The organism is Paracoccus sp. SSK6, from assembly GCF_039770665.1.
Taxonomy (GTDB): domain Bacteria; phylum Pseudomonadota; class Alphaproteobacteria; order Rhodobacterales; family Rhodobacteraceae; genus Paracoccus.
Genome location: NZ_JBDPNJ010000002.1, coordinates 78,900 through 103,731, shown reverse-complemented (window position 1 = coordinate 103,731; position 24,832 = coordinate 78,900). Strand labels below are relative to the sequence as shown.

The following is a 24,832-nucleotide window of genomic DNA, read 5'->3' as shown; positions in this document are numbered from 1 at the left end:
TCAGTCCGCCTTGATCTGGCGGGCCTCGCCCACCAGCATGATGGGGATCCCGGCGCGGATCGGGAAGGCCAGCCCGGCGGCGCGGGACACCAGTTCCTGCCGTGCGGCGTCATAGGACAGCACCGCATGGGTCACGGGGCAGACCAAGGCTTCCAGCATGTGGCGGTCGAAGGCGGCGTTTTCAGGGTGGCTCATTGCAGTCGTTCCTCGTTGTCGCCGCCATGCAGGGCGAATTCGATCAGCCCTTGCAGCAATTCGCGCCGGTCCGTCAGGGTCGGGCTTTCCAGCAGCGCCTGCCTGTCGCCGGGCGAGAAAGGCAGGACCATGGACAGCGAATTGATCAGCGCCTCGTCCTGGGCCTCGGACGCGGCGTCCCAGTCGGTGGACAGGTCATGCGCCTCCATGTAGCGGCGCAGCAGGGGAAACAGCGCGGCGCGGTCCATGGCCGGGTCTTCCTCGGGGCCCTTCATGTCGCGGGCGAAGGAGGACCAGTCTACCTCTCCCATCAGATAGGGGGTGAAGCCTTCCTGCGCCTCGACCAGCCGGAACCGCGAGATCGCGCGCAGAGAGATCATCTGCCGCCCGTCGTCGGTTTCCGAAAACGCCACCACGCGGCCTGCGCAGCCGATGGCCGCCAATCCCTCGCCCTCGGGCTGGATCAGGCCGATCAGGCGGTGGTCGGTTTTCAGCGTGTCGTCCAGCATCTGCAGGTATCGCGGCTCGAACACATGCAGCGGGATCCGCGCGCGCGGCATCAGCACCGCCCCCGTCAGGGGGAACAGGGCGATGCGCGCGGGCAGATCGAAGCGGAACAGCATGGGCTCAGGCGAAGATCAGCGACGACAGGCGGCGGCGGCCCTTTTGCGCCAAGGGATCATTGGGCTTGAGGCTGTCGAAGATCGTCAGCAGTTGCGCCTTGGCAGCGCCCTCGTTCCAGTCGCGGTCGCGGCGGAAGCTGTCCAGAAGGATGTCGATGGCTTCCTCGACCCGACCCGCGGCGTGCAGCGCCTGGGCGTATTCCAGCCGCGCCTGCTGGTCAGTGGGATCGGCGTCCACACGCGTCTGCAGGGCGTCCAGCGGCCCGGCCTTCGCGGCCTGGCGGGCCAGGTGCAACTGGGCGCGCGCGGCCTCCACCGGGGCGCTTGTCGCGGCGGGGGCGGGGATTTCGTCAAGGGCTGCCTGCGCGGCGTCCGCGTCGCCCGCCGCCAGATGGGCGCGGACCACGCCCGCCCAGGCGTCATTGCTGGCCGGATCCTCGGCGGCGATGGCGGCGAAGGTTTCGGCGGCATCCGCGAAGGCGCCCTCCTCCAGCATCTGCTCGGCGGCGGCAAGCGCATCGGCCAGACCGCCGTCATCGCCCGACAGCGCGGCCAGCTTGTCCACGAACTGCTTGATCTGGCTTTGCGGGATGGCGCCCTGGAAGGCATCGACCGGCTGGCCCTGGAAGAAGGCATAGACAGTCGGGATCGACTGCACGCGCAGCTGCGCGGCGATCATCTGGTTTTCGTCCACATTGACCTTGGCCATGCGCACGCGGCCCTTGTGGCGGGCGACCTCGGCCTCGAGCTGGGGCCCCAAGGTCTTGCAGGGCCCACACCAGGGCGCCCAGAAATCCACGATTACGGGCACCTGCATCGAGGCCTGCACGACGTTGGCCATGAAGGTGGCTTCCGTCACGTCCTTGATGAAATCGGCGGGTTTGGGGGCGTCGGTCGCGCCGTCGAAAAGCATGGTCATGGGTTCCCCAGATGGTTCGGGTCTGAACGGTTGGTGGCAATATGGGGTTTGGCGGGCCCAAGGGGAAGGGTTGTTTCCAGGGGCCAAGGCCGCAGGGTTCAGACCGGCAGGCCCCTGAAGGTCATGCGGTCAGTCGCGTGAGGATGACCAGCCGCAGGGGCCGGATCGGGGAACGGAAGGGCCTGCAGAAAGCGCCGGGGCAGAGCAGTGGCGCTCCGGGGGAACACCGACTTCATCCGGCAACCAGGCCCCCTCACACCTCCGGCACCAGCACCTCGCGCTTGCCGACGTGGTTGGCCGCGCTGACCACCCCCTGCTCCTCCATCTGCTCGACCAGGCGGGCAGCCTTGTTATAGCCGATGGCAAGCTTGCGCTGGATATAGCTGGTCGAACACTTGCGGTCCTTGGCGACGATCATCACCGCCTGGTCATAAAGCGCATCGTCCCCCCCATCGCCGCCCAGGCCCAGCACGGCGTCGATGTCGGATGCCACCTCGTCCTCGGGGCCCTCGACCACGCCCGACTTGTAGGACGGCGGGCCGAATGATTTCAGATGCGTCACGACCTCCTCGACCTCCTCGTCGCTGCAGAAGGGGCCGTGGATGCGGGTGATGCGGGCGCCGTTGCCCATGTAGAGCATGTCGCCCTGGCCCAGCAGTTGCTCGGCCCCCTGCTCGCCCAGGATGGTGCGCGAGTCGATCTTGGACGTGACCTGGAAGCTGATCCGGGTCGGGAAGTTCGCCTTGATCGTGCCGGTGATGACATCGACGGAGGGGCGCTGCGTCGCCATGATCAGGTGGATACCGGATGCGCGGGCCATCTGCGCCAGTCGCTGGATGCAGGCCTCGATCTCCTTCCCCGCGACCATCATCAGGTCGGCCATCTCGTCCACGATGACGACGATATAGGGGAAGGTCTCGGGCTTGAACTCCTCGGTCTCGAAGACCGGCTCGCCAGTGTCCTCGTCAAAGCCGGTCTGGACGGTGCGCTTGAACATCTCGCCCTTGGACAGCGCCTCGCGGACGCGGGTGTTGTAGCCCTCGATGTTGCGCACGCCCATCTTGGACATCTTTCGGTAACGCTCCTCCATCTCTCCGACGACCCATTTCAGCGCGACAACGGCCTTCTTGGGATCGGTGACGACGGGGGACAGCAGATGCGGGATGCCGTCATAAACCGACAGTTCCAGCATCTTGGGGTCGATCATGATCAGCCGGCATTCGTCCGGCGTCAGTTTATACAGCAGCGACAGGATCATGGTGTTGATCGCGACGGATTTCCCGGACCCGGTGGTCCCCGCGATCAGCAGGTGGGGCATCTTGGCCAGGTTCGCCACGACCGGATCGCCGCCGATGTCCTTGCCAAGCGCCAGGGGCAGCGGCTGGGTGCCGTCGCCAAAGGCGCGGCTTGCCAGGATTTCGCGCAGCAGCACCTTTTCGCGCCGGGCGTTCGGCAGTTCGATCCCGATCACGGTGCGGCCCGGCACGGTGCTGACGCGCGCCGACAGGGCCGACATGGACCGTGCGATGTCGTCGGACAGGCCGATCACACGGGATGCCTTCAGCCCCGGCGCGGGTTCCAGTTCGTACAGCGTGACGACCGGGCCCGGCCGGACCTCGGTGATCTGGCCCTTGACGCCGTAATCATCCAGCACCGCTTCCAGCATCCGGGCGTTGTCCATCAGGACTTCCTCGGAAATCTGCGCCTGGTCGCTGGCCGAGGGCGCCGTCAGCAGATCCAGCGGCGGGCGTTCATAGGCGCTCAGGACATCGTCGAAGGCCAGGTCCGGCCCGGCCTCCGCCTGCGCCGGACGCGCCGGGACGGGCTTTTTCACCACCGGAGCGGATGTGCGCTGCGTTTCCGCGCCAATGGCGGGATCGATGGGGGCCGGGTCGGCCCGGCCTTCTCGCGTCAGCCGCGCCGTCACCGTCGCCAGGACCGAGGGCTTGCCCGACCGCGTGCGGATCGCGTCGCTGATGCGGCCGCTGACCTCCTCGGCCGAGGGCGCGTCGCCGTCGTAATCGGCGTCGCGTTCGATCAGTTCGGGTTCGGGCAGTTCTTCCTCAAGCTCGAAGGCCGGGACCGCGGGCTTGCGCCGGGCCACGACCGGCGCGCGCGGCGCGGGTTCGGCATCGGCCTTGCCGCGCCGGGCCGCGATGCGGTCCTTCAACCCGGCCGAGGCGGCGGCGCCCTTCCCTACGGCGACCGTCGCCAGATCAAGGGCCGTCAGCAGCCCGATCACGAAGCGCCGCCAGAAGACGCGCAGCTCCGCCCGCTCGTATCCCAGGACAAAGGCGGTCATGGCCAGCGTTCCCAGGGCCACGATCAGCCCGGCCAAGCGGATGCCGATCTGGGCCTTCATCGGCAGCAGGTTCAGGATCGCCCCCATGACCATGTCGCCGAAATGTCCGCCCAGGCCATAGGTCTGTTCCCATTCGGCCCCCGGCACCAGCGTGCTGCAGTAAACGGATGCAAGCGCCACCGCGATGGGGGTGAACAGCCCGCGCATAACGCGCTCCTCGCCCCGGTGCAGCATGAAGCGCAGGCCCCAGACAAAGGCCGCGATGACCAGCATCCACGACCCGTAACCCGTGATCATCATCAGGGGCGAGGCGACATAGGCCCCGAAGCTGCCAAGGGCGTTCTGCGCAGGCTCGTCGGTGGCCGACAGGAAGCTGGGATCCTCGGCTGACCAGCTTCCCAGGACCATCGCGACCACGATGCCGACAACGATCAGGAGCGCGCCCAGCAATTCCTTGCCGCGCCGTTCCAGCGCCGCTTGGGTGGACTGGTCGAAAAGCGGATCGCGGTGTTTTGCCTGCCAGCTTGCCATCGTCCCCTAGCCCTTCCCGTCCTTCGTTCCATCATACAGCACCGCGCGCAGGCGCTGCAGCGCCGGTTCCGTTTCCGCCGCATCGGCCACCAGAGCCACCCGGATGAAGCCCTTGCCGGGATTGTGGCCATCGACCTCGCGGGACAGATAGGCCCCCGGCAGCACCTGGATCCCCGCCTGCGCCCACAGGGTCTTCGCCGCCTCCTCGCCATCCGTCACCGGCAGCCACAGGAAGAAGCCGCCGGGAATGGGCCGGTATCCCGGCACATTGCCCAGCACCCGGTCGGCGATGGCGTATTTCTGCTGGTACAGCGCGCGGCTGGCCGCCACATGCGCCTCGTCCCGCCAGGCGGCTTCGCTGACGGCCTGGGCGGGCGGCGACAAGGGCGCCCCGGCATAGGCCCGCAACCGGCGGATCTGGGCGATATTCGCGGCGCTGCCCGCGACGAAGCCAGACCGCAGCCCCGGCAGGTTCGAGCGTTTCGACAGCGAGTTGAAGATCACCACCCGGTCCGCCAGCCCCATGTCGGTCGCCACCGCCAGGGCGCCGGGCGGGGGCGCATCGCGCCAGATCTCGGAATAGCATTCGTCGGCGAAGACCAGGAAATCGTGCCGGTCCGCCAGGGCGATCAGGTGTTCCAGGTAATCGCGGTCGGCAATCGCCCCCTGCGGATTGGCGGGCGAACACAGATAGGCGATGGCCGTGCGGTCCAGAACGGCGGGCGGCAGCGCGGCATAGTCGGGCAGGTTGCCGGTTTCCGGCGTGGCGGGCACGAAGACCGGCTCGGCCTGCACGGCGGCGGCGGCCACGGCATAGACCTGGTAGAAGGGATTCGGGACCAGAATCGCCGGACGCCCGCCGTTCTTGCGTTCGGGACACAGCGCCAGGGCCGCGTTGAACAGCCCCTCGCGCGTGCCGTTCAGCGCCATGATCCGATCCGGCGCCACGTCCAGGCCATAGCGCGTCCCCAGCCAGCCGCTGACCGCCGACAAAAGCCCCGGCGTGCCCTCGTTCGATGGATACCTGGCGAATCCCCCGATATTCCGGGCCATCACTTCGGCCACGAAATCCGGCATGGCATGGCGCGGCTCTCCGATGGTCAGGACCGTCGGGGATTCGCCGTCTTTCAGGCCCGGCTGGATGCCGGACAGCAGCGCCCGCAAACGCGGAAACGCATAGTCCGGCAGGTTCGAGAACCGCTCGGGGATCGCCATTCTGCCTCGCTTTCGGGGTCTGCGGCCCCGTTTATCACTGGAAACATTAGCGTGACCGCGCCCTTGCGTCCAGCGAAAGCCAGCAACCGCGCGCCTCATCTTCTGTGCGCCAAGTATCCTCGGGGGGTGAATTGGCCGCAGGCCAAGAGGGGGCGCGAGCGCCCCCTGCCCGCCACCCTAGCCCACGGCCAGGGCTGCCTCGACCCCCGCCGCAAGATACAGCAGATGCGTGTCCCGTCCCGCATGGCCCATGACCGAAATCCCGCAGGCGGGGTGGCCGGTCGGCAGGGTGCAGGCCGGCAGGTCCAGCAGGTTGCCGATGCGCGTGTTGCGCAGGGTCAGCAGGTTGGCGCGCACGAACTCGCCTTCGTCCGCCATCAGGCGCGCGGTGTTGGGCGGCAGGATCGGCACGGTGGGCAGCAGGATCGCGTCATGGCGGGACGCCACCTCCTTGATCCACTTGCGCCGGATCCGCACCAGGCTTTCCCAGGCGGCGACGTAATCGGGCGCGCTGACATCGGCCCCGCCGCGAAAGCGATCCAGGATCGGCTTCCACATCAATTCCGGCGCATCCTCGATCTGGGCGCGCCAGATGCCATAGGCCTCGGGCGCGAACAGGGCAGCCGACAGCGGCATGGCCTTCGCCACCCAGTCGCTGGACAGGCGGTCGATCTGCGCGCCCGCACGGGCCAGCCGGTCCACCGCATCCTCGAAAGCCGCAACCGGGCCTTCCTCGGCTCCGTCGAAGGGAACGCCATCCAGCACCATCAGGCGGCGCCCGGCGACGGAAGCCCCGGTCAGGTCGGCGGGCCTTGTGCCCGCCATCAGCGCGAACAGTTCGGCGCAATCCTCGACCGTGCGGGCGATGGGGCCGGTGATGTCGAACTTGCGGCACAGGGGCACGACGCCCTTTTCGGGCAGCGAATCATGTCTGGGCTTGAAGCCCACGAGGTCGTTCCAGGCGGCGGGCACCCGGATCGAGCCGCCCGTGTCCGACCCGATCGCCGCCGCCGCCAGCCCCAGCGCCACCGACACGGCCGCGCCCGAGGACGATCCGCCGGGCGCCAGATCGGGATCCAGCGCGTTTGGCGGCGTCGCGGTGTTCGGGTTCAGCCCCAGCCCGGAAAAGGCCAGCTCCGTCATGTGGGTCTTGCCCAGGCAGATCGTCCCCTGCCGGGACGCGCGGGCCAGCACGATGGCGTCCTTGCGGGGCACGCGGCCTTCCAGCAGCCTGGATCCCGCCTCGGTCACGGTGCCGCCGCTGTCGATATTGTCCTTCCAGCTGATCGCCACGCCGTCCAGCAGCCCGCGCCGCTGTTCCAGCTTGGCGCGGTCATGGGCGGCGATGGTTTCCGAACGGGCGCGGGCATCGGTCACGCGGGCATAGATGCGGGCGGCGTGGGGATGGGCCTTGATGGCAGCCAGATAGGCCTCGGTCTGGTCGATGGGATCCAGAAGCCCGGCCATGATCGCACGGCCCTGCTGGGCCGCCGGCGCGCGCAGCCAATCCATTCAGAAATCCACCGCGATGCCGTTCTTTTCGTAATCGCCATAGCGGACGGGTTCGGGCCCGTCGCGGCCACCATATTCCTTGGGCAGGGGCTGCGCGGCGGCAGCGGCCTTGCGGCGTTCGGCGGCCTCGGCCAAGGCACGTTGGGCGGCGGGCGGCAAATCAGCACGATCGGTCATGGCAACAGTCCCCGAATGAACGTAAGGGTCACGGCAGTCTTTCAGTGGATTTAGGCAAAGGAAAGCGATTTGGCAAAGCGGGGCTTGGATATGGCGCGTTCCGGCGCGCTTCGGCTGCTGGCGGGCGTGCGCGACGGGCTGTCCCTGTCGGACCAAGCAGGCGCACTGAAGGCGTTGTCGTCCGCCGACCAGGCCCGCGCCGGGCGCCTTGCCGGTGCCGTGCTGCGTCACAACGCCCGCGCCGATGCGGTGATCGCGGGCTATGTCAGCCGCAAGCCCAGCCCGCAGGTCGCCGACATCCTGCGGCTGGCAGTCGTCGAGCTGCTGGAGCTGGACAGCGCCCCCCATGGCGTCGTGGATGCGGCGGTCAGCCTGACGCGCGGGCTTGGACAGAAGGGACAGGCGGCGTCCGGCATGGTGAACGCCGTGCTGCGCAAGGTATCGGCGCATCAAGGCTGGGCCGACCTGCCCCCGCAGCCGATGCCCGCCTGGCTGCGCGAACCCGTCGCCGCCGCCTATGGCGAGGAGGCGGCCCAAGCCATCGAGGCCGCGCATCAGGCCGCAGCCCCCCTGGACCTGTCCCCCAAGCCGGGGGTGTCGGTCGAGGGCGCGGAGCCGCTGCCGACCGGATCCCTGCGCCTCCATGGGCCCGTGCAGGTCTCGGCCCTGCCGGGCTTCGCGGAAGGCGACTGGTGGGTGCAGGACGCCGCCGCCGCCCTGCCCGCCCGCCTGCTGGACCCCCAGCCGGGCGAGCGAATCGCCGACCTTTGCGCCGCGCCGGGCGGCAAGACCCTGCAACTGGCCGCCGCAGGGGCGCAGGTCACGGCGGTGGACATCAACCCCGCGCGCCTCAAGCGCGTGGCCGAGAACCTGCGCCGCTGCGGCCTTTCTGCAGATCTGGTCGCAGCAGACGCGCTTGACTGGCGCCCCGACGCGCCGCTGGACGCGATCCTGCTGGACGCGCCTTGTTCGGCCACCGGCACGATCCGCCGCCACCCCGACCTGCCCTTCCTGCGCGACGGCTCGGGGATCCCCGCGCTGATCGACCTGCAGTCGCGGCTGATCGACCATGCCCTGTCGCTGCTGCCGCCGGGCGGGCGGATGGTCTATGCCGTCTGCTCGCTGCTGCCCGACGAAGGCGAGGCGCAGATCGCCGCAGCCCTCGCCCGCCATCCGGGTCTGACGGTCGAAGAACCAGCCCTGCCCGGCGCCGATCCGTCCTGGATCACCCCCGAAGGCGGGTTGCGCACGCGTCCCGACTTTTGGCCGGACAAGGGCGGCATGGACGGCTTCTTCATGGCGCGGCTTCGCAAGGCCCACTGATCTCCTGCTGCGGGCCATAAATATCCTGTGGGGGCTTCGAAGCGCCCGGAAAAAGGTCCAGTGGACCTTATTCAGAGGAGAAGGGGCCGGCAGGCCCGAGCGGGGAGCGAAGCGCCCCCGGCGGCAACACTGGACCTTTGGCCCGCATGACGCTAAGCGACCGCAAACCAGATGCGAGGCCCTCATGTCCCATCCCGTGCCGATCAGACGCGCGCTGATCTCCGTTTCCGACAAGACCGGGCTGATCGACTTCGCCCGCAAGCTGGACGCGCGGGGGATCGAGATCCTGTCCACCGGCGGCAGCGCGAAATCGCTGCGCGATGCGGGGCTGACGGTGGTGGACGTGGCCGATGTGACGGGCTTCCCCGAGATGATGGACGGCCGCGTCAAGACGCTGCACCCGGCGGTCCATGGCGGCCTTTTGGCCCTGCGCGACAACGCCGAACACCTGGCCGCGATGGAGGCCCATGGCATCGGCCCCATCGACCTGCTGGTCGTGAACCTTTATCCCTTCGAGGAAACCGTCGCCAAGGGCGCGTCCTATGACGACTGCATCGAGAACATCGACATCGGCGGCCCGGCGATGATCCGGGCTGCGGCCAAGAACCACGGCTTCGTCACCGTGATCGTCGATGTGCAGGACTACGACGCCCTGCTGGCCGAACTGGACGCCAACGACGATCGCACAACGCTGGCCTTCCGCCAGCGCCAGGCGCAGATCGCTTATGCCCGCACCGCCGCCTATGACGCCGCCGTCAGCACCTGGCTTACGGACGCCATTGGCGAGGAAACGCCCCGCCGCCGCGCCTTCGCGGGCACGCTGGCGCAACCCCTGCGCTATGGCGAGAACCCGCACCAGCAGGCGGCCTTCTATGTCACGGGGGAAAACCGCCCGGGCGTCGCTACCGCGAAGCAGTGGCAGGGCAAGGAACTGTCCTACAACAACATCAACGACACCGACGCAGCCTTTGAACTGGTCGCGGAATTCGATCCCGCCCAGGGCCCGGCCTGCGCGATCATCAAGCACGCCAACCCCTGCGGCGTGGCACGTGGCGATTCTGCGCTGGATGCCTACAAGCGGGCCTTCGACTGCGACCGAACCTCGGCCTTTGGGGGCATCATTGCGCTGAACCAGACGCTGGACGGCCCGACCGCCGAGGAGATCGCCAAGATCTTCACCGAAGTGGTGATCGCGCCCGACGCGGATGAGGACGCCAAGCGCATCTTCGCCGCCAAGAAGAACCTGCGCCTGCTGACCACCGGCGGCCTTCCCGATCCGCAAGCCGCCGGGCTGTCCTTCCGCCAGGTTGCGGGCGGCTTCCTGGTCCAGGGGCGCGACAACGGCCATGTGGGTCTTTCGGACCTGAAGGTCGTCAGCGAGCGCCAGCCCGATGACGCGGAACTGCGCGACATGCTGTTCGCCTGGACCGTCGCCAAGCACGTCAAGTCCAACGCCATCGTCTATGCCCGCGACCTGGCGACCGTCGGCATCGGCGCGGGCCAGATGAGCCGCGTGGACAGCACCCGCATCGGCCGCCGCAAGTCCGAGGACATGGCCGAGGCTCTGGGCCTTGCCCAACCCCTGACCATCGGCGCGGTAGTGGCATCCGACGCCTTCTTCCCCTTCGCCGACGGGATCGAGGCCCTAGCGGAAGCCGGCGCCCGCGCCGTCATCCAGCCCGGCGGATCGATGCGCGATGACGAGGTGATCACGGCGGCCAACCGCCTTGGCCTGGCGATGGTCTTCACCGGCCAGCGGCACTTCCGGCACTGATGCAGCACGAACTGCCCCTGGACCAGCCGCCCCCGGCACCGGCCCAGCATCCGGCGCCCAAGGCGCGTCGGCCGCGCTCGCCGAAAAAGCCTGCACCTCCGGCCCGCACGAACATGCGGCTGGTGGCCTGGGTGGCGGGGCTGGTCTTCCTGCTGGACCAAGTGCTGAAATACTGGGTGGTCCATGTCCTGCAACTGGACCGCGTGCGGGAAATCGACGTTCTGCCGCCCTGGCTGAACCTGCGCATGGCCTGGAACCAGGGGGTGAACTTCGGGCTGATGGCGTCCGACACCGATGTCACGAAATGGATCCTGATCACGGTGGCAATCGCCATCGTGGCCTGGGTCTGGATCTGGATCTGGCGCAGCAATGCGGGGCGTTTCGCCCGCTTCGCGGCGGGGCTGCTGATCGGCGGCGCGCTTGGCAACGTGATCGACCGGCTGCTTTACGGCGCGGTGGCGGATTTCCTGAACATGTCGCTGCCCGGCTGGCAGAACCCCTACAGCTTCAACGTGGCCGACATCGCCATCTTCGCGGGTGCCATCGGGCTGGTCCTGGTGCCGCAGAAGAAGGAACCGGAAAAGCCCGCCCGCAAGCCGCGTTCCCGGCCCGCCGACACCGCCCCTGACAAGACCCGCGACAACACCCGTGACGGCGCGGGCAAATCCGGCTAGAACGGGCGCAACAAGGCAAGGGGCAGGACATGCAGGCTTTCGTCAGGGGCATCGCGGCAGCGGCCGTCATGGGGCTTTCGGCCTGCGGCAGCAACCAGTTGATGAATATCGAGACCGGCCAGAACAGCCCGGACGAATTCGCCATCCTGCCGACCCGGCCACTGTCCATGCCGCCCGACCTGGCACTGCTGCCCGCCCCCACGCCGGGCGGGGCCAACATCACCGACCCGAACCCGAATGCCGATGCGGTGGCGGCCCTTGGCGGCAACCCGGCGCGGCTGGCGGACCAGGGCATCGCCGCATCCGACGGGGCGCTTGTGGCCCATGCCGCCCGGCGCGGCAGCGACCCGGCGATCCGCGAAAAGCTGGCGCAGTCTGACGCCGACTGGCGGTCTCGCAACAAGCGCCGCCCGCTGGAGGCGCTGTTCGGCACCTCGGTCTATCAGCGCGCCTACCGCCCGCTGGCGCTTGATTCGCAGACCGAGCAGCAGCGGTGGCAGCGCGCGGGGGCGATCACCCAGACCTCGCCCGCGCCTGTCGAGGAATGACTGCGGATTTCGACCCCGCGCAGCCCGGTTTCGGCGAAAACCCCTGGCCTGCCTATGCGCGGCTGCGGGCCATGCCGGGTCTGCCCTTGTGGAACGGCTTTCGCCTTGCCTCCCGGTTTCACGACGTGCGCGCCATCGCCTCGGATCGGCGGATGGTGCGGGACACGGCGCTTTTCGGCCCGCAAGAACAGCGCAGGATGCAGGTGGCCGAGAATTTCCACGACATGCCGTTCCACGAACGCTTCGTGCAGACCTCGATGCTGGAACTGGACGGGCTGGACCATGACCGGTTGCGCCGCGCGGTGTTTCCGTTCTTTACAAAGACCCGGCTGGAAAGCCTGCGCGGCTTTGTCACCGAATGGGTCGATGCCGCGCTGGACCGGCTGATCCCGCAGGGCCGCTTCGACTTCATCGCGGATCTGGCCGCGCCTCTGCCGGGGCAGGTCATCGGCCACCTGATCGGCACCGACCCCGCGCTTGCCCCGCAGATGACGCAGTGGTCCGAGGACACCGTCAGCTATTTCGACGTGAGCCGCCGCACGGCCGAGCGCAAGGCGCAGGCCGAACAGTCGGTGGTCCTGTTCCACGACGCGCTGCAAGACCTCCATGCCGCCCGCAAGGCCCGTCCTCGCGACGACCTGATGTCCGCGATGATCGGGGCCGAGAATGCGGGCCTGCTGAGCCATGACGAGCTAATCGCGACCATCATGCAGATCCTGCACGCGGGGCATGGTTCGACCATCGACGTGATGGGCAGCGGATTGCATGCGCTGCTGACGCACCCGGACCAGATGGCGCGGCTGCGCACCGAGCCCGCCCTGATGCCAACGGCCGTCCAGGAAATGTTCCGCTTTGCCCCGCCGCTGATCTTTTTCCACCGCTACGCCAGCGAGGACATGACGGTCTGCGGGCAGGACTGGCCGAAGGGAACGAAGTTCGGCCTGCTTTACGCCAGCACCAACCGCGACCCGGATGCCTTCCCGGATCCCGACCGCTTCGATGTGGCGCGCAAGCCCAACCTGCACCTGGCCTTCGGCGCGGGGCCGCATGTCTGCCTGGGCAACAATCTGGCGCGGCTGAACATGGAAATCCTGTTCACCCGGCTTCTGGCCCGCACCCGCAGCATCGACATGGCAGGCCCGACCGCCTGGAAGACCGGGCTTCAGGCCCATGGGCCTACTGCCCTGCCCATCACCGTCGCGACACATTAGCGTGTGACAGGTTGCGCGCGGCCCCGCCTTTGGTCACTTTCGCCCAAGACCAAGGAGGTTTGCCCCCCATGCACCGCCCCACCCTGCTGGCCCTGACCCTCTGCGCCACGCCCGCCTTGGCCCAGATGCCCGGCTCTGATGCCAACGGCGTCACCCATTTCACCCTGCCCAATGGCCTGGAAACCGTGGTGATCGAGGATCACCGCGCCCCCGTGGTCGTGCAGATGGTCTGGTACAGGATCGGGTCCGCCGACGAACAGCCCGGCAAGTCGGGGATCGCCCATTACCTGGAACACCTGATGTTCAAGGGCACCGACAAGCTGGAACCGGGCGAATTGTCCAAGACCGTCACCGCCAATGGCGGCATGGACAATGCCTTCACCTCCTATGACTACACCGCCTATTTCCAGCGCATCGCCTCGGACCGCCTGCCCCTGGTGATGGAGATGGAGGCCGACCGCATGGCCAACCTGCGCATCGGCGAGGATGACTGGCAGGCCGAGCGCCAGGTCGTGCTGGAGGAGCGCGCGCAGCGCGTGGACAGCGACCCGGCATCGCTGTTCGCCGAGGAACGCAACGCCACGCTTTACTACAACCATCCCTACGGCCGTCCCGTGATCGGCTGGCGGTCCGAGATGGAGGGGCTGACCCGCGACGACGCCTTGGCCTGGTATGGCGACCACTATTCCCCGAACGAGGCGGTGCTGATCCTGGCGGGCGACGTGACCCCCGAAAAGGCCCGCGAACTGGCCGAGAAATACTATGGCCCGATCCCCGCCAAGGGCGAGGCCGAGCCGCGCCTCCGCCCGCAGGAACCGACCCAGCGCGCTCCCCGGCGGATGGAGATGACCGATCCCCGCGTGCCCCAGCCGGTGATGACCCGCAGCTATGTCGCACCGGAACGCAATCCGGGCGACCAGAAGGACGCCGCTGCACTGACAGTGCTGGCGGAATTGCTGGGCGGGTCCATGCAGACCTCGGTCCTGGGGCGCGAACTGGCGATGAAGGGCAAGGCCCTGTGGGTGAACGCGGGCTATGACGGCTTTTCCGTCGATCCGACCAGCTTCGCGATCTCTCTGGTCCCCGCCGACGGCATGGCGCCCGAGGAGGCGGAGGCGGAACTGGACCGCGTTCTGGCGGCCTTTCTGGAAAAAGGCCCCGACCAGGCGGATCTGGACCGGGTGAAGACGCAGATCGAAGCCGCGCGGGTTTACAAACTCGATTCGGCGCATGGCCGGGCCTATGACTATGGTCAGGGGCTGGCGACCGGGCTGTCGGTCAAGGACGTGGAGGACTGGCCCGACATCCTGGCCGCTGTGACCGCAGATGACGTGATGGGTGCCGCCCGGCAGGTGCTGGGCAGCCGCGCCACCGTGACCGGCTGGCTGCTGCCCGCACCCCCTGACGCCGCGCCGACCCCGGCCGCCGCGCCCGAAGCCGTCCCCGCCCCGACCGAAGCCCCACAGCCCGAGGTGCAAGGATGATCCGCGCCGCCATTGCCCTGTTCTTCGCCGTTCTCGCCGTCCCGGCCCATGCCATCGACATCCAGGAGGTCACCTCGCCCGGCGGGATCAAGGCCTGGCTGGTCCAGGACGACAGCATTCCCTTTGTCGCGGTGGAGTTCGACTTCAAGGGCGGCGCCAGCCTGGATGCGCCCGACAAGCGCGGCGCCATCAACCTGATGACCGGCACGCTGGAGGAAGGCGCGGGCGACCGCGATTCGGTGGCCTTCGCCCAGGCGGTCGAGGAGCTGGGGGCCAAGTTCTCGTTCGATGTCAGCGACGACGCGCTCTCCGTCAGCCTGCGCGCCCTGAGCGAGAACCGCGACGAGGCCGCAGCCCTGCTGGCCGAGGCGCTGACCCAGCCCCGCTTCGACGATGCGGCGGTGGAACGCGTGCGCGCGCAGGTCCAGGCCATCATCCGGTCCGAGGAAACCGATCCGCAGGCCATCGCCGCCACCGAAATGGCCCGCCAGGCCTGGGGCGATCATCCCTATGCCACATCCATCAACGGTACGCTGGAGTCGGTGGCAGGGCTGATGCGGCAGGATCTGGTCGCGGCCAAGAACCGCGTGCTGGCCCGCGACCGCGTGGTGGTGGGGGCGGCGGGCGACATCTCGCCCGAGGAACTGGGCCTTCTGCTGGACAAGGTACTGGGGGGCCTGCCGGAACAGGGCACCGCGCCCTTGCCCGAAACGGCCAAGCTGCAACTGACCGGCGGCGTCACGGTGATCGACTGGGACAGCCCCCAGACCATCGTCAGCTTTGCCGGACCGGGCCTGCCCATCGACGATCCCGATTACTTCGCGGCCTATGTCGCCAACCATATCCTGGGCGGCGGCGGCTTCAGTTCGCGCCTGATGGACGAGATCCGCGAAAAGCGCGGACTGACCTATGGCGTGGGCACGGGGCTGGCGACGGGTCTTTACGGCCAGACCTGGCAGGGCGGCATGGCCGGGTCGAACGCCACCATTGGCCAGGCGGTGGACCTGATCAGGGCTGAATGGGACCGGATGGCGGAAGGCGTGACCGACAAGGAGTTGAACGACGCCAAGACCTATCTGACCGGCGAATATCCCCTGCGCTTCGACGGCAACGGCAAGATCGCCGGGATCCTGGCCGGGATGCAGCTGATCGGCTTTCCCATCGACTATGTGAACACCCGCAACGCCAGGGTCGAGGCGGTGACGGCCGAGGACGTGAAGCGCGTGGCCGGGCGGCTGCTGCACGCGGACCAGTTGCGTTTTGTGCTGGTGGGCCGGCCGGAAGGGATCGCTGCGACGGATGAGGGCGAAGCGGCGGACGTGGTGAACTGACCTGGCTGTTGCACCGGGGGACTTCACGTCCCCCGGACCCCCTGTGGGATATTTGGGCAAAGGTGAAGCAGAACGGGTCCAGCCTGTCTGGTCCCCTGATGGAATCTCTGGCGACACTGACCCGCCCCTGCTAGATTTGGGTGCATGAACAGCCACGCCCCCCATATCCGGCCCGTCATCCGCCAGCTTGACGAGGCCACCGCCAACCGCATCGCGGCGGGCGAGGTGGTTGAGCGTCCGGCCTCGGCGGTCAAGGAACTGGTGGAAAACGCGCTGGATGCCGGGGCCACCCGCATCGACATCGCCATCGAGGAGGGCGGCAGGCGGCTGATCCGGATCTGCGACGACGGCTGCGGGATGGTGCCGGACGACCTGCCCCTGGCCCTGTCGCGCCACGCGACCAGCAAGATCGACGGCTCGGACCTGCTGGCGATCCGCTCCTTCGGCTTCCGGGGGGAGGCGCTGCCTTCCCTGGGCGCGGTCGGGCGGCTGACGATCACGTCCCGCGCGCGGGGCGGGGAAGGCGCGGTGATCGCGGTGGCGGGCGGCAAGGTGACGCCGGTGCGGCCCTCTGCCGCCAATCCCGGCACGGTCGTGGAACTGCGCGACCTGTTCTTCGCCACCCCGGCGCGCCTGAAATTCCTGCGCGGCGACCGGACCGAGACGATGGCGGTCGCCGAATGCGTCCGCCGCCTTGCCATGGCGGAGCCTTTCGTGGGCTTCACCCTGGCCACCGACAGCAAGGAGATCTTCCGCGCCGATGCCGAACAGGGCGAATTGTTCGACGCCTTGCAGATCCGCCTGTCCCGCGTCATGGGCCGCGACTTCATCGACAATGCGATCCCCATCGACGCCGAACGCGACGGGCTGGCATTGACCGGCTTTGCCGCCCTACCCACCTATTCGCGCGGCGCGGCGGTGGCGCAGCATCTTTACGTGAACGGCCGCCCGGTCCGCGACAAGCTGCTGACCGGCGCGCTGCGGGCGGGATACATGGACGTGCTGGCATCGGGTCGGCATCCGGCGGCGGTGCTGTATCTGACCTGCGACCCGCAGCTTGTGGACGTGAACGTCCATCCCGCCAAGGCCGAGGTCCGCTTCCGCGATCCGCAAGGCGCGCGCGGCCTGGTGGTCAGCGCCTTGCGGCACGGGCTGGCGAATGCCGGGCATCGGGCGTCTTCGACCGTGGGGGATGCGACACTGGCCGCGTTCAAGCCCGAACCCGTGGCGCCCCGCGCCTACCAGATGGATTACCGCCCCTCGCCCGCGGCCATCCGCGCCAGCCTGGACCTGCAGGCCCCGACGCCCGGTTTTGCCGAGGCACCCTCGGCCCGCGCCGAGGATCCGGTCGTGGTTCCCGTGGACGCCCCCCTGGGCGCCGCGCGGGCGCAGATCCATGAAAACTACATCATCGCCCAGACAGATGACGGGCTGGTCATCGTCGATGCGCATGCCGCCCATGAACGGCTGGTCTATGAGCGGCTGAAGGCGCAGGCGGCGGCAACCGGCATCGCCCGCCAGGCCCTGCTGATCCCCGAGATCGTGGACCTGTCCGAGTCCGACGCCAACCGCATCCTGTCGGTGGCGGACGACCTGGCCGCCCTCGGCCTGATCATCGAACCTTTCGGCGGCAGCGCCATCGCGGTTCGCGAAACCCCGGCGATGCTGGCGAAGCTGGACGCACGTGCCCTGATCCGCGACATCCTGGACGACCTTGCGGACCAGGGCGCCTCCGACCGGCTGCGAGGGCGGCTGGATGCGGTCCTGTCCTCGATGGCCTGCCACGGATCGGTCCGCTCGGGCCGCCGCATGACGGCCGAGGAAATGAACGCCCTGCTGCGGGAAATGGAACGCACGCCGAAATCCGGCCAGTGCAACCACGGCCGCCCGACCTGGGTCAAGCTGCGGCTGTCGGACATCGAGCGGCTGTTCGGGCGCAAGGATTGACCGCCGCCCGCAACGGCGCGACAGTCGCCCTAGCGAAGGAGCCAATGATGCTGCAGATCAGCCCCGAGAAGATCGCCCATATCATCATCCGCGCGCGCGAATACGACAGCGGCGTCAACCCTTGGGCACATTCGGGCGGCAGGCGGCAACATGGCGTGCAAAGCGAATTGCGCGACTTCATCGCCAACCTGAACGAGGATGAGCAGGCCTCGCTGGTGGCCGTCATGTGGATCGGCCGCGAGAGCTTCGAGCCAGAGGAGCTTGAGGAAGCCATCGAAACCGCGCGGATCGAACGCACCACGCCCACCGAGGATTACCTGATGGGCGAGCCGCGCCTGGCCGACCTGCTGGAATCCGGCCTGGAGGCCCTGGGCATATCCCCGGAGGATGCCGAGGATGACCTCAACCGGCCCGTCTGATCATTGCGGGGTCACGCGGATCAGCTTGCCGTTGTCCGCATCCGTCAGCAGCATGATGGCGCCGTCGCGGGCGACCTCGACCTCGCGCACGCGGCCGATGCCCTGCAGGTGGCGCGCCTCTCCGGTCACGCGGTCGCCGTCCAGATCCAGCCGCACCAGGGCCTGGGCCTGCATCCCGCCAATCAGCAGGTTGCCCTGCCAGCCGGGGAACATCGCGCCGTCGTAAAAGGTCATCTGGCCCGGCGCGATCACCGGATCCCAGTAATAGACCGGCTGCTCGGTCCCCTCCAGTTGCGTGATCCCTTCGCCGATGGGCTTGCCGCTGTAGTCGATGCCATAGGTCACGCGCGGCCAGCCATAGTTGCGGCCCGCCTGCGGGCGGTTCAACTCGTCCCCGCCCTTGGGGCCGTGTTCGATGGTCCACAACCGGCCCTGCCCGTCCAGGGCCGCGCCCTGCATGTTGCGGTGGCCCCAGGACCAGATTTCTGGCAGGGCCTCGGCCACGCCGGGCTTGCCCATGGGTGCGCCGGTATCGGGGTCGATGCGGACGACCTTGCCCAGGGTGGTGGTCACGTTCTGCGCATAGACCCGCGAGTCGGGGTTCGAGCGTTCGCCGGTCGTCACGAACAGCCCGCCCTGCCTGTCGAAGACCAGGACCGATCCGTAATGCTTGGTCGATTTCCAGGCAGGCTGCTGCTGCCAGATGACCTTCATGCCTTCCAGCGTGCTGCCATCAGGGGACAGCGTGCCGGTGGCCACGGCGGTCGCGGTCTTGCCGCCCTCGCGCGGTTGGGCAAAGCTGATCCAGACGCGGCGGGTCCGGGCGAAGTCGTCGCGGACCGCCACGTCCAGAAGCCCGCCCTGATCGCGCGTGTGGATTTCCGGCAAGCCGCCGATCGGGCCGGACAGCGCGCCGTCGGCCCCGACCATGCGCAGCTTGCCGCTGCGTTCGGTCAGCAGCCAGCCGCCGTCCGGCAGTTCGGCAAGGCCCCAGGGGTGGTCCAGCCCCTCGGCCAAGACTGTCTGTTTCAGCGCCACGTCATCCGCCAGCATGGGGGCGCGGGTCTGGTTTTCAAAGGCAGGCTGCTGGCCCCGGCCGTTCGGGGGCCGGGCGTTGAAGTCCTGCGCCAGCGCGGCCCCGCCAAGCAATGCCGCAACAGCGGTCAGGGTCGGCATGCTGAGGAAAAGGCGGGACATGCGAGCCTCCTGGATGTCGGATGATTGCTGGCCGAATACTCCGCAGGGGGCGGTGTTCCGCCCTGCCCCATCACGTCTGTGTCAGGCGAGCCTCTCCATATGCTCCCCAAACAGCGCCCCCGCCCGGCCCCAGGGCCCTTCGTCGATCCGGTCAAGCTGCACCAGCACCGGCAGCACCTGCCGCGCATAATCTTCCGAGCTTTCGCGCGGCAGGATCGAGGGCAGGTTGTCGATGGCCATCACGTCCAGGGCCGGGTTTTCGGCCACGCGCAGGACCGGCTGGTCCCAGGTGGTGGTTCGGTCATAGACCTTGATCGGGGAAAAATCGCTGGCCGGGTCGCAGGCTACGTCGCCGATGACCGTCAGCGCGCGCGCCGGCGCCACGGCATCCTTGGGGACAAAGACCGGCGCGCCCGGCTGGGCCAGGATCGCGTTGATGAACAGGTCATGGGACAGCACTTCGGGGAAGGGACCGCCATGCGCAGTCTCGGCCATGTCCCAGCGGGTGACGGGGACACTCAATTCCACCAGCAGATCCACTGCCCCGCTGCCCACGCGGCCCCTGGCCCCAATCACCAGGGCGCGCGGACGGGGGCGGCCGGTGGCGTCCAGTTGCGCGCGGAGTTCATCCAGAAGCAGTGCTTTATCGGCATAGGCATGGACCGGCCCGCAAACGCCGCCGCGCTGCTGGGCGACCCAGGCCTTCAGGCTGACAGCCGCCCCCGCATAGCCCGCCCAGTATCCGAAGGCGGCTAGTCGGCGGCCCGTATCGTCCGTCAGGTATTCCAAATCGTACAGCCGCCCGCCCCCGTCCCGAAAGCGGCGCAGCAGCGCCTGGCCCGCAGGCTGGCCCTTGAAGGCATGGCCGAACATGACGTGACGGTGGCGCAGGGGGGTGCCGTCATCCGGCAGTTCCTTCAGCCCGAAGATGATGGCATCGTCCGGCGCGGTGGGCCAGCTGCCCTCGGGGACGATCGTGGCGCCCGCGCGGACATAGGCATCCGTCGGCAGCACGCGGCGGGGGCTGTCCTCGACCGTGACAGTGAAGCGCTGGGCGATCAGCTGCGCCACGCCATCAGGGGTGATGCCCACCCGGTCCTCGTTCGGGCGGCTCTCGGCCCGCACCCACAGATGAGTCATCCTTCCCCCGGCTTGCTGTTTTCCCGCCATCCTGCCCGCGCGGCGGGACGGCAGCAAGGGAACCCCAAAGGCGCAAGGCGTGTTCCATCCCGTGCCCATCCTTGTGCCCGGAGTGTTCCGATGATTCTCAGCCGCCGCGCCAGCCTGATGCTGGGCCTTGCAACGATCAGCGCCACCGCCATGCCCCGCATCACCCTTGCCCAGAGCGCCGCGCCGACCTCTTTCTCCTATCCGGTCGAAGGGGGACAGGTGGTCTTCCATCCTGTCGACCACGCCTCGATGGTGATCGAGACGCCGGGCGGCGTGATCTATGTCGATCCGGTGGGCGGCGCGGATCTGTATCGCGGGCTGCCGCAGCCCTCCCTGATCCTGATCACCCACGAACACGGCGACCACTTCGACCTGCCGACGCTGCAGGCCCTGCCTGCCGTGGCGATCATCGCCAATCCGGCGGTCCACGGGATGCTGCCCGCCGACATGCAGGCCCGCGCCACCGCCATGGCAAATGGCGACCAGGCCCAGGCCATGGGCCTGCTGGTCGAGGCCGTGCCCGCCTACAACACCACCGCCGACCGGCTGCAATATCATCCGCAGGGCCGCGACAACGGCTATGTCCTGACCATCGGCGGCAAGCGCTTCTACATCGCCGGCGATACCGAGGACACGCCCGAGATGCGCGCGCTGGAGGGCATCGAGGTCGCCTTCCTGCCGATGAACCTGCCCTATACCATGACGGTCCGGCAGGCGGCCGAGGCAGTCGCCGCCTTCAAGCCCGTCACCGTCTTCCCCTATCACCACAAGGGCAGCGACGTTCAGGAATTCGCCCGCCTGGTCGAGGCGTCGGACGCGGGCAGCCTTGTCGTCATCGCCAACTGGTATCCGCGCGGCCAGGGCTGAGGCTGCTTTACCGCAGGCGCGAGGCAGGCTAGCAATGCGGCCATGCTGCGATACCTGTCTCGCCGGATGATCGTCTTGGGGCTGAGCCTGCTTGCAGCCTCGGCCCTGATCTTTTCCGTGACCGAGCTTGTGCCCGGCGATCCGGCCAGCTTCATGCTGGGGACCGGCGCGCAGCCGGAAACCTTGGCCGCGCTGCGCCAGCAGATGGGCCTGGACCGGCCCCTGCCCCTTCGCTATGCGGCATGGGCGGGTTCGATCCTGCAGGGGGATTTCGGCACCAGCTTCACCTACAAGACGCCGGTCGCCGGGATGATCCTTGAACGGCTGCAGGTGTCCCTGCCGCTGGCGCTGATGGCGCTGGCCCTGGCCGTGGCCGTGGCGCTGCCCGTCGGGCTTTACGCTGCGGCGCGGCGGGGCCGGGCGGACGGCGGGCTGGCGATGGGGACCACGCATGTGGGCATCGCCCTGCCGAATTTCTGGTTCGCGATGCTGCTGGTGCTGGTCTTCGCGGTCAGGCTGCGCTGGCTGCCGGCGGGGGGCTTTCCCGGCTGGTCCGATCCCCTGGCGGCGCTGAAATCGCTGATCCTGCCTGCGGTGGCGCTGGCTTTGCCCCAAGCCGCGATCCTGGCCCGCGTGCTGCGGTCCGCCCTGATCGAGACGATGGGCCAGGACTATATCCGCACCGCCCGCGCCAAGGGGCTGACCAGCGGTCAGGCGCTGCGCCGCCATGCCTTTCGCAATGCGCTGATCCCGGTGCTGACGATCCTGGGGATGCAGTTCTCCTTCCTGCTGGCGGGCGCGATCATCATCGAGAATGTCTTTTATCTGCCCGGCCTGGGCCGGATGATCTTCCAGGCCATCACGCAACGCGACCTGATCGTGGTGCAATCGGCGGTGCTGGTTCTGGTCGGCGCCGTGATCGCCGTCACCTTCCTGGTCGATCTGGCCTATGCCGCCGTGGACCCGAGGCTGTGGCGCCCGTGAGGACCGGCCTGATCCTTGGTGCCGCGCTGACGGGGCTGGCGCTGATTGCGGCCATCCTGTCGGCGGCCTGGACGCCTTATGATGTGACGCAACTGGCCATTGCGCAGAAGCTGCAGCCGCCGTCCGCCGCGCATTGGCTGGGGACCGATCACCTGGGGCGCGACATCCTGTCGATGGTGATGCGGGGCGCGCAGACCTCGATGGTGGTGGCGCTTGCCGCGGTGGCGGTCGGCATGGGTCTGGGCGTGCCGCTGGGGCTGCTGGCGGCGGCGCGGCGTGTCACCTGGGTCGATGAGATCGTGATGCGCGGCAATGACCTGGTCTTCGCCTTTCCGTCGCTGGTCATCGCGATCCTCATCACGGCGGTCCGGGGACCGTCGGCGCTGAACGCGATGATCGCCATCGGCATCTTCAACATTCCGGTCTTTGCCCGCGTCACGCGCGGAGCGGCGCTGCCGGTCTGGGTGCTGGACTATATCCGCGCGGCGCAGGTGGCGGGCAAGGGCGGCGCGCTCATCAGCGTCCAGCATGTCCTGCCCAATATCGCCAGCCTGCTGATCGTGCAGGCCACGATCCAGTTCAGCCTGGGGATCCTGGCCGAGGCCGGGCTATCCTATGTCGGCCTTGGCGCGCAGCCCCCCACCCCAAGCTGGGGCCGGATGCTGGCCGAGGCACAGACCATGGTGACCCTGGCCCCGCATGTGGCGGTCATTCCGGGCCTTTGCATCGTCCTGACGGTCCTGGGCCTGAACCTGCTGGGCGACGGGTTGCGCGACGCCCTGGATCCGCGGCTGCGGGTGCGGCGATGATCCGACTGGAGGGGCTGTCGGTCGCCATCGGCGGGAAGCCGGTTCTGGAGGATGTGTCGCTGGATCTGGCCCCCGGCACCATCACCGGACTGGTTGGAGAATCCGGCAGCGGCAAGTCGATGACGGCCCTTGCCATAATGGGCCTGCTGCCGAACCGGGCGCGGGCGGCAGGGCAGGTTCTGCTGGACGGGCGGAACCTGCTGGCCTTGCCCGAACGCGAGATGTGCCGCATCCGGGGCCGCCGCATTGGAATGATTTTCCAGGAACCCATGACGGCGCTGAACCCGCTGATGACCATCGGCGACCAAGTGGCCGAGGTCTTGCGCCTTCACTACGGCATGGACCGCCGCAGCGCCCTGGTTCGCGCCCGCGAAAGGCTGGACCGCGTGGGCCTGCCCGCGCCCCGCTTTCCGCTGACGCTTTATCCGCACGAACTCTCGGGCGGGCAGCGGCAGCGCGTGGCTATCGCCCTTGCCATCGTCCTGCGCCCGGACCTGCTGATCGCGGACGAACCGACGACCGCCCTGGACGTGACCACGCAGGCGCGGATCCTGGATCTGCTGCGGGGCCTTGTGCGCGACGAAGGCATGGCGCTGCTGCTGATCACCCATGACCTGGCCGTGGTCGCGGGCATGGCCGACAGTGTGGCGGTGATGCAGGCGGGCCGAATCGTTGAAAGCGGCCCGACCGAGGCGGTGTTCCGCCAGCGCGGCCATCCCTATACCCGGCAGTTGTTCGCGGCGTCCAGCCATGCGCCTACGCGCGTGCCGCGCCCTGCCCCCGAGCCGCTGGTCCAGGTGACGGAGGCTACCCGCGACTATCGCCTGAAGGGTGGCACTCTGCGCGCGCTCGACCGGGTCAGCCTGACCATCGGGCGCGGCGAAAGCGTCGGACTGGTGGGCGAATCAGGCTGCGGGAAATCGACGCTGGCCCGCGCGATCCTGGGGCTGGATTCCCTGCAAGCGGGGCATATCCGGCTGGACGGGCAGGATGTCGCCGCCGGCCGCCGGATGCCGCGCGGGTTGCGGGCGCGGATGCAGGTGGTCTTCCAAGATCCCTTCGGCAGCTTCGATCCCCGCTGGCGCGTGGACCGCCTGCTGGCCGAGCCCTTCCACCTGACCGGCCGTCCCCCCGGCTGGCGCGACCGCGTCGCCGCCGCCTTGGCCGAGGTCGGGTTGCAGCCCGGCGACGCCCGCAAGTTCATCCACGAATTTTCCGGCGGCCAGCGTCAGCGCCTGGCCATCGCCCGCGCCCTGATCATCCGCCCCGCCCTGATCGTCCTGGACGAGGCTGTCAGCGCCCTGGATGTCCGCGTCCGCGCGCAGGTGCTGGACCTGCTGGCGCGGCTGCAGGCGGATCACGGGCTGTCCTATCTGTTCATCAGCCACGACCTGTCGGTGGTGCGCGGCATCACCGACCGCGTCCTGGTCATGCAGGCAGGCCGCATCGTCGAGGAAGGCCCGCCCGAACAGGTCATCGGCGCGCCCCGGCATGACCACACGCGGTCGCTGGTGGCGGCCATGCCGGTGATTCCGGGGGAATGGATCTAAAGACCGCCTGATCGGGCGGGATCAGGAAACGCACTGCGTTTCCCCGCCCGCGCCACCGAGTTCCATCAAA

General features: G+C 68.5%; 22 protein-coding genes. 13 read left to right on the top strand and 9 right to left on the bottom strand.

Translation table 11 applies throughout. The annotated features are described in order from the left end of the window. The 7 genes from AAIL68_RS02265 to AAIL68_RS02235 all read right to left on the bottom strand — a co-directional run bounded on the left by AAIL68_RS02265 (position 1) and on the right by AAIL68_RS02235 (position 7,474). Complete coding sequence (locus tag AAIL68_RS02265) at positions 1-195, bottom strand: Trm112 family protein (protein WP_347137874.1); 195 nt, start codon at positions 193-195, stop codon at positions 1-3. Next, positions 192-818 carry an LON peptidase substrate-binding domain-containing protein gene (locus AAIL68_RS02260; protein WP_347137873.1) on the bottom strand — a complete coding sequence of 209 codons (627 nt, stop codon included), beginning with the start codon at positions 816-818 and terminating at the stop codon, positions 192-194. The genes AAIL68_RS02265 and AAIL68_RS02260 overlap by 4 nt, the downstream gene beginning before the upstream one ends. Before the next feature lie 4 nt (positions 819-822). After that, the gene (gene trxA, locus AAIL68_RS02255) at positions 823-1,731 is read right to left on the bottom strand and encodes a thioredoxin (RefSeq protein ID WP_347138035.1); all 909 of its coding nucleotides are present in this window, start codon (positions 1,729-1,731) and stop codon (positions 823-825) included. A gap of 259 nt (positions 1,732-1,990) precedes the next feature. Continuing rightward, a complete protein-coding gene (locus AAIL68_RS02250; RefSeq protein ID WP_347137872.1) occupies positions 1,991-4,570 on the bottom strand; it encodes a DNA translocase FtsK 4TM domain-containing protein in 2,580 nt (859 codons plus the stop codon). Between the two features lie 6 nt (positions 4,571-4,576). Beyond that, positions 4,577-5,785 carry an aminotransferase class I/II-fold pyridoxal phosphate-dependent enzyme gene (locus tag AAIL68_RS02245; protein ID WP_347137871.1) on the bottom strand — a complete coding sequence of 403 codons (1,209 nt, stop codon included), beginning with the start codon at positions 5,783-5,785 and terminating at the stop codon, positions 4,577-4,579. A 177-nt stretch (positions 5,786-5,962) separates the two neighbouring features. Next, positions 5,963-7,297: an amidase family protein gene (locus tag AAIL68_RS02240; protein WP_347137870.1), complete on the bottom strand. Its 1,335-nt coding sequence runs from the start codon at positions 7,295-7,297 to the stop codon at positions 5,963-5,965. After that, positions 7,298-7,474, bottom strand: a complete 177-nt coding sequence (locus AAIL68_RS02235) for a DUF1674 domain-containing protein (protein WP_347137869.1) — start codon at positions 7,472-7,474, stop codon at positions 7,298-7,300. Between the two features lie 90 nt (positions 7,475-7,564). Between AAIL68_RS02235 and AAIL68_RS02230 the strand changes: the two genes are divergently transcribed. From AAIL68_RS02230 to AAIL68_RS02190, 9 genes are all read left to right on the top strand, one after another. After that, positions 7,565-8,797, top strand: a complete 1,233-nt coding sequence (locus AAIL68_RS02230; protein ID WP_347137868.1) for a transcription antitermination factor NusB — start codon at positions 7,565-7,567, stop codon at positions 8,795-8,797. 184 nt (positions 8,798-8,981) lie between these two features. Further along, positions 8,982-10,571: a bifunctional phosphoribosylaminoimidazolecarboxamide formyltransferase/IMP cyclohydrolase gene (purH, locus tag AAIL68_RS02225; protein WP_347137867.1), complete on the top strand. Its 1,590-nt coding sequence runs from the start codon at positions 8,982-8,984 to the stop codon at positions 10,569-10,571. Then, positions 10,571-11,245 (top strand): signal peptidase II, encoded by a 675-nt coding sequence (gene lspA / locus AAIL68_RS02220; protein WP_347137866.1) that lies wholly within the window; start codon positions 10,571-10,573, stop codon positions 11,243-11,245. Before purH ends, lspA begins: the two co-directional genes overlap by 1 nt. A gap of 29 nt (positions 11,246-11,274) precedes the next feature. Then, positions 11,275-11,793 (top strand): DUF3035 domain-containing protein, encoded by a 519-nt coding sequence (locus AAIL68_RS02215; protein ID WP_347137865.1) that lies wholly within the window; start codon positions 11,275-11,277, stop codon positions 11,791-11,793. Next, positions 11,790-13,004: a cytochrome P450 gene (locus AAIL68_RS02210; protein WP_347137864.1), complete on the top strand. Its 1,215-nt coding sequence runs from the start codon at positions 11,790-11,792 to the stop codon at positions 13,002-13,004. Before AAIL68_RS02215 ends, AAIL68_RS02210 begins: the two co-directional genes overlap by 4 nt. 68 nt (positions 13,005-13,072) lie before the next feature. Then, positions 13,073-14,488 (top strand): pitrilysin family protein, encoded by a 1,416-nt coding sequence (locus tag AAIL68_RS02205; RefSeq protein WP_347137863.1) that lies wholly within the window; start codon positions 13,073-13,075, stop codon positions 14,486-14,488. After that, complete coding sequence (locus tag AAIL68_RS02200; protein ID WP_347137862.1) at positions 14,485-15,819, top strand: pitrilysin family protein; 1,335 nt, start codon at positions 14,485-14,487, stop codon at positions 15,817-15,819. The genes AAIL68_RS02205 and AAIL68_RS02200 overlap by 4 nt, the downstream gene beginning before the upstream one ends. Before the next feature lie 144 nt (positions 15,820-15,963). Continuing rightward, on the top strand, positions 15,964-17,766 hold the full coding sequence (gene mutL, locus AAIL68_RS02195) for a DNA mismatch repair endonuclease MutL (RefSeq protein WP_347137861.1): 1,803 nt from the start codon (positions 15,964-15,966) through the stop codon (positions 17,764-17,766). Between the two features lie 47 nt (positions 17,767-17,813). Next, complete coding sequence (locus AAIL68_RS02190) at positions 17,814-18,185, top strand: DUF3775 domain-containing protein (protein ID WP_347138034.1); 372 nt, start codon at positions 17,814-17,816, stop codon at positions 18,183-18,185. On the opposite strand, the gene AAIL68_RS02185 is transcribed toward AAIL68_RS02190, so the two are convergent. Together AAIL68_RS02185 and AAIL68_RS02180 are read right to left on the bottom strand one after the other, a co-directional pair. After that, on the bottom strand, positions 18,186-19,382 hold the full coding sequence (locus AAIL68_RS02185) for a PQQ-dependent sugar dehydrogenase (protein ID WP_347137860.1): 1,197 nt from the start codon (positions 19,380-19,382) through the stop codon (positions 18,186-18,188). Positions 19,383-19,463: 81 nt separating this feature from the next. After that, positions 19,464-20,522: a saccharopine dehydrogenase gene (locus tag AAIL68_RS02180; protein ID WP_347137859.1), complete on the bottom strand. Its 1,059-nt coding sequence runs from the start codon at positions 20,520-20,522 to the stop codon at positions 19,464-19,466. A 120-nt stretch (positions 20,523-20,642) separates the two neighbouring features. Between AAIL68_RS02180 and AAIL68_RS02175 the strand changes: the two genes are divergently transcribed. Genes AAIL68_RS02175 through AAIL68_RS02160 form a run of 4 tightly spaced genes read left to right on the top strand, consistent with a single transcriptional unit; the run spans position 20,643 to position 24,762 of the window. Then, positions 20,643-21,419 (top strand): MBL fold metallo-hydrolase, encoded by a 777-nt coding sequence (locus tag AAIL68_RS02175; RefSeq protein ID WP_347137858.1) that lies wholly within the window; start codon positions 20,643-20,645, stop codon positions 21,417-21,419. 42 nt (positions 21,420-21,461) lie between these two features. Next, entirely contained in the window at positions 21,462-22,403 is a 942-nt protein-coding gene (locus AAIL68_RS02170) for an ABC transporter permease (protein WP_347137857.1), read from the top strand. Further along, positions 22,400-23,212: an ABC transporter permease gene (locus AAIL68_RS02165; protein ID WP_347137856.1), complete on the top strand. Its 813-nt coding sequence runs from the start codon at positions 22,400-22,402 to the stop codon at positions 23,210-23,212. Before AAIL68_RS02170 ends, AAIL68_RS02165 begins: the two co-directional genes overlap by 4 nt. Then, entirely contained in the window at positions 23,209-24,762 is a 1,554-nt protein-coding gene (locus AAIL68_RS02160; RefSeq protein WP_347137855.1) for a dipeptide ABC transporter ATP-binding protein, read from the top strand. Before AAIL68_RS02165 ends, AAIL68_RS02160 begins: the two co-directional genes overlap by 4 nt. The last annotated feature ends 70 nt before the right edge of the window (positions 24,763-24,832 follow it).

Bases quoted from the DNA above. Each gene is read 5' to 3' on its own strand.
- AAIL68_RS02265 (WP_347137874.1), bottom strand. From the start codon at position 195: ATGAGCCACCCTGAAAACGCCGCCTTCGACCGCCACATGCTGGAAGCC.
- AAIL68_RS02260 (WP_347137873.1), bottom strand. From the start codon at position 818: ATGCTGTTCCGCTTCGATCTGCCCGCGCGCATCGCCCTGTTCCCCCTG.
- trxA (WP_347138035.1), bottom strand. From the start codon at position 1,731: ATGCTTTTCGACGGCGCGACCGACGCCCCCAAACCCGCCGATTTCATC.
- AAIL68_RS02250 (WP_347137872.1), bottom strand. From the start codon at position 4,570: ATGGCAAGCTGGCAGGCAAAACACCGCGATCCGCTTTTCGACCAGTCC.
- AAIL68_RS02245 (WP_347137871.1), bottom strand. From the start codon at position 5,785: ATGGCGATCCCCGAGCGGTTCTCGAACCTGCCGGACTATGCGTTTCCG.
- AAIL68_RS02240 (WP_347137870.1), bottom strand. From the start codon at position 7,297: ATGGATTGGCTGCGCGCGCCGGCGGCCCAGCAGGGCCGTGCGATCATG.
- AAIL68_RS02235 (WP_347137869.1), bottom strand. From the start codon at position 7,474: ATGACCGATCGTGCTGATTTGCCGCCCGCCGCCCAACGTGCCTTGGCC.
- AAIL68_RS02230 (WP_347137868.1), top strand. From the start codon at position 7,565: ATGGCGCGTTCCGGCGCGCTTCGGCTGCTGGCGGGCGTGCGCGACGGG.
- purH (WP_347137867.1), top strand. From the start codon at position 8,982: ATGTCCCATCCCGTGCCGATCAGACGCGCGCTGATCTCCGTTTCCGAC.
- lspA (WP_347137866.1), top strand. From the start codon at position 10,571: ATGCAGCACGAACTGCCCCTGGACCAGCCGCCCCCGGCACCGGCCCAG.
- AAIL68_RS02215 (WP_347137865.1), top strand. From the start codon at position 11,275: ATGCAGGCTTTCGTCAGGGGCATCGCGGCAGCGGCCGTCATGGGGCTT.
- AAIL68_RS02210 (WP_347137864.1), top strand. From the start codon at position 11,790: ATGACTGCGGATTTCGACCCCGCGCAGCCCGGTTTCGGCGAAAACCCC.
- AAIL68_RS02205 (WP_347137863.1), top strand. From the start codon at position 13,073: ATGCACCGCCCCACCCTGCTGGCCCTGACCCTCTGCGCCACGCCCGCC.
- AAIL68_RS02200 (WP_347137862.1), top strand. From the start codon at position 14,485: ATGATCCGCGCCGCCATTGCCCTGTTCTTCGCCGTTCTCGCCGTCCCG.
- mutL (WP_347137861.1), top strand. From the start codon at position 15,964: ATGAACAGCCACGCCCCCCATATCCGGCCCGTCATCCGCCAGCTTGAC.
- AAIL68_RS02190 (WP_347138034.1), top strand. From the start codon at position 17,814: ATGCTGCAGATCAGCCCCGAGAAGATCGCCCATATCATCATCCGCGCG.
- AAIL68_RS02185 (WP_347137860.1), bottom strand. From the start codon at position 19,382: ATGTCCCGCCTTTTCCTCAGCATGCCGACCCTGACCGCTGTTGCGGCA.
- AAIL68_RS02180 (WP_347137859.1), bottom strand. From the start codon at position 20,522: ATGACTCATCTGTGGGTGCGGGCCGAGAGCCGCCCGAACGAGGACCGG.
- AAIL68_RS02175 (WP_347137858.1), top strand. From the start codon at position 20,643: ATGATTCTCAGCCGCCGCGCCAGCCTGATGCTGGGCCTTGCAACGATC.
- AAIL68_RS02170 (WP_347137857.1), top strand. From the start codon at position 21,462: ATGCTGCGATACCTGTCTCGCCGGATGATCGTCTTGGGGCTGAGCCTG.
- AAIL68_RS02160 (WP_347137855.1), top strand. From the start codon at position 23,209: ATGATCCGACTGGAGGGGCTGTCGGTCGCCATCGGCGGGAAGCCGGTT.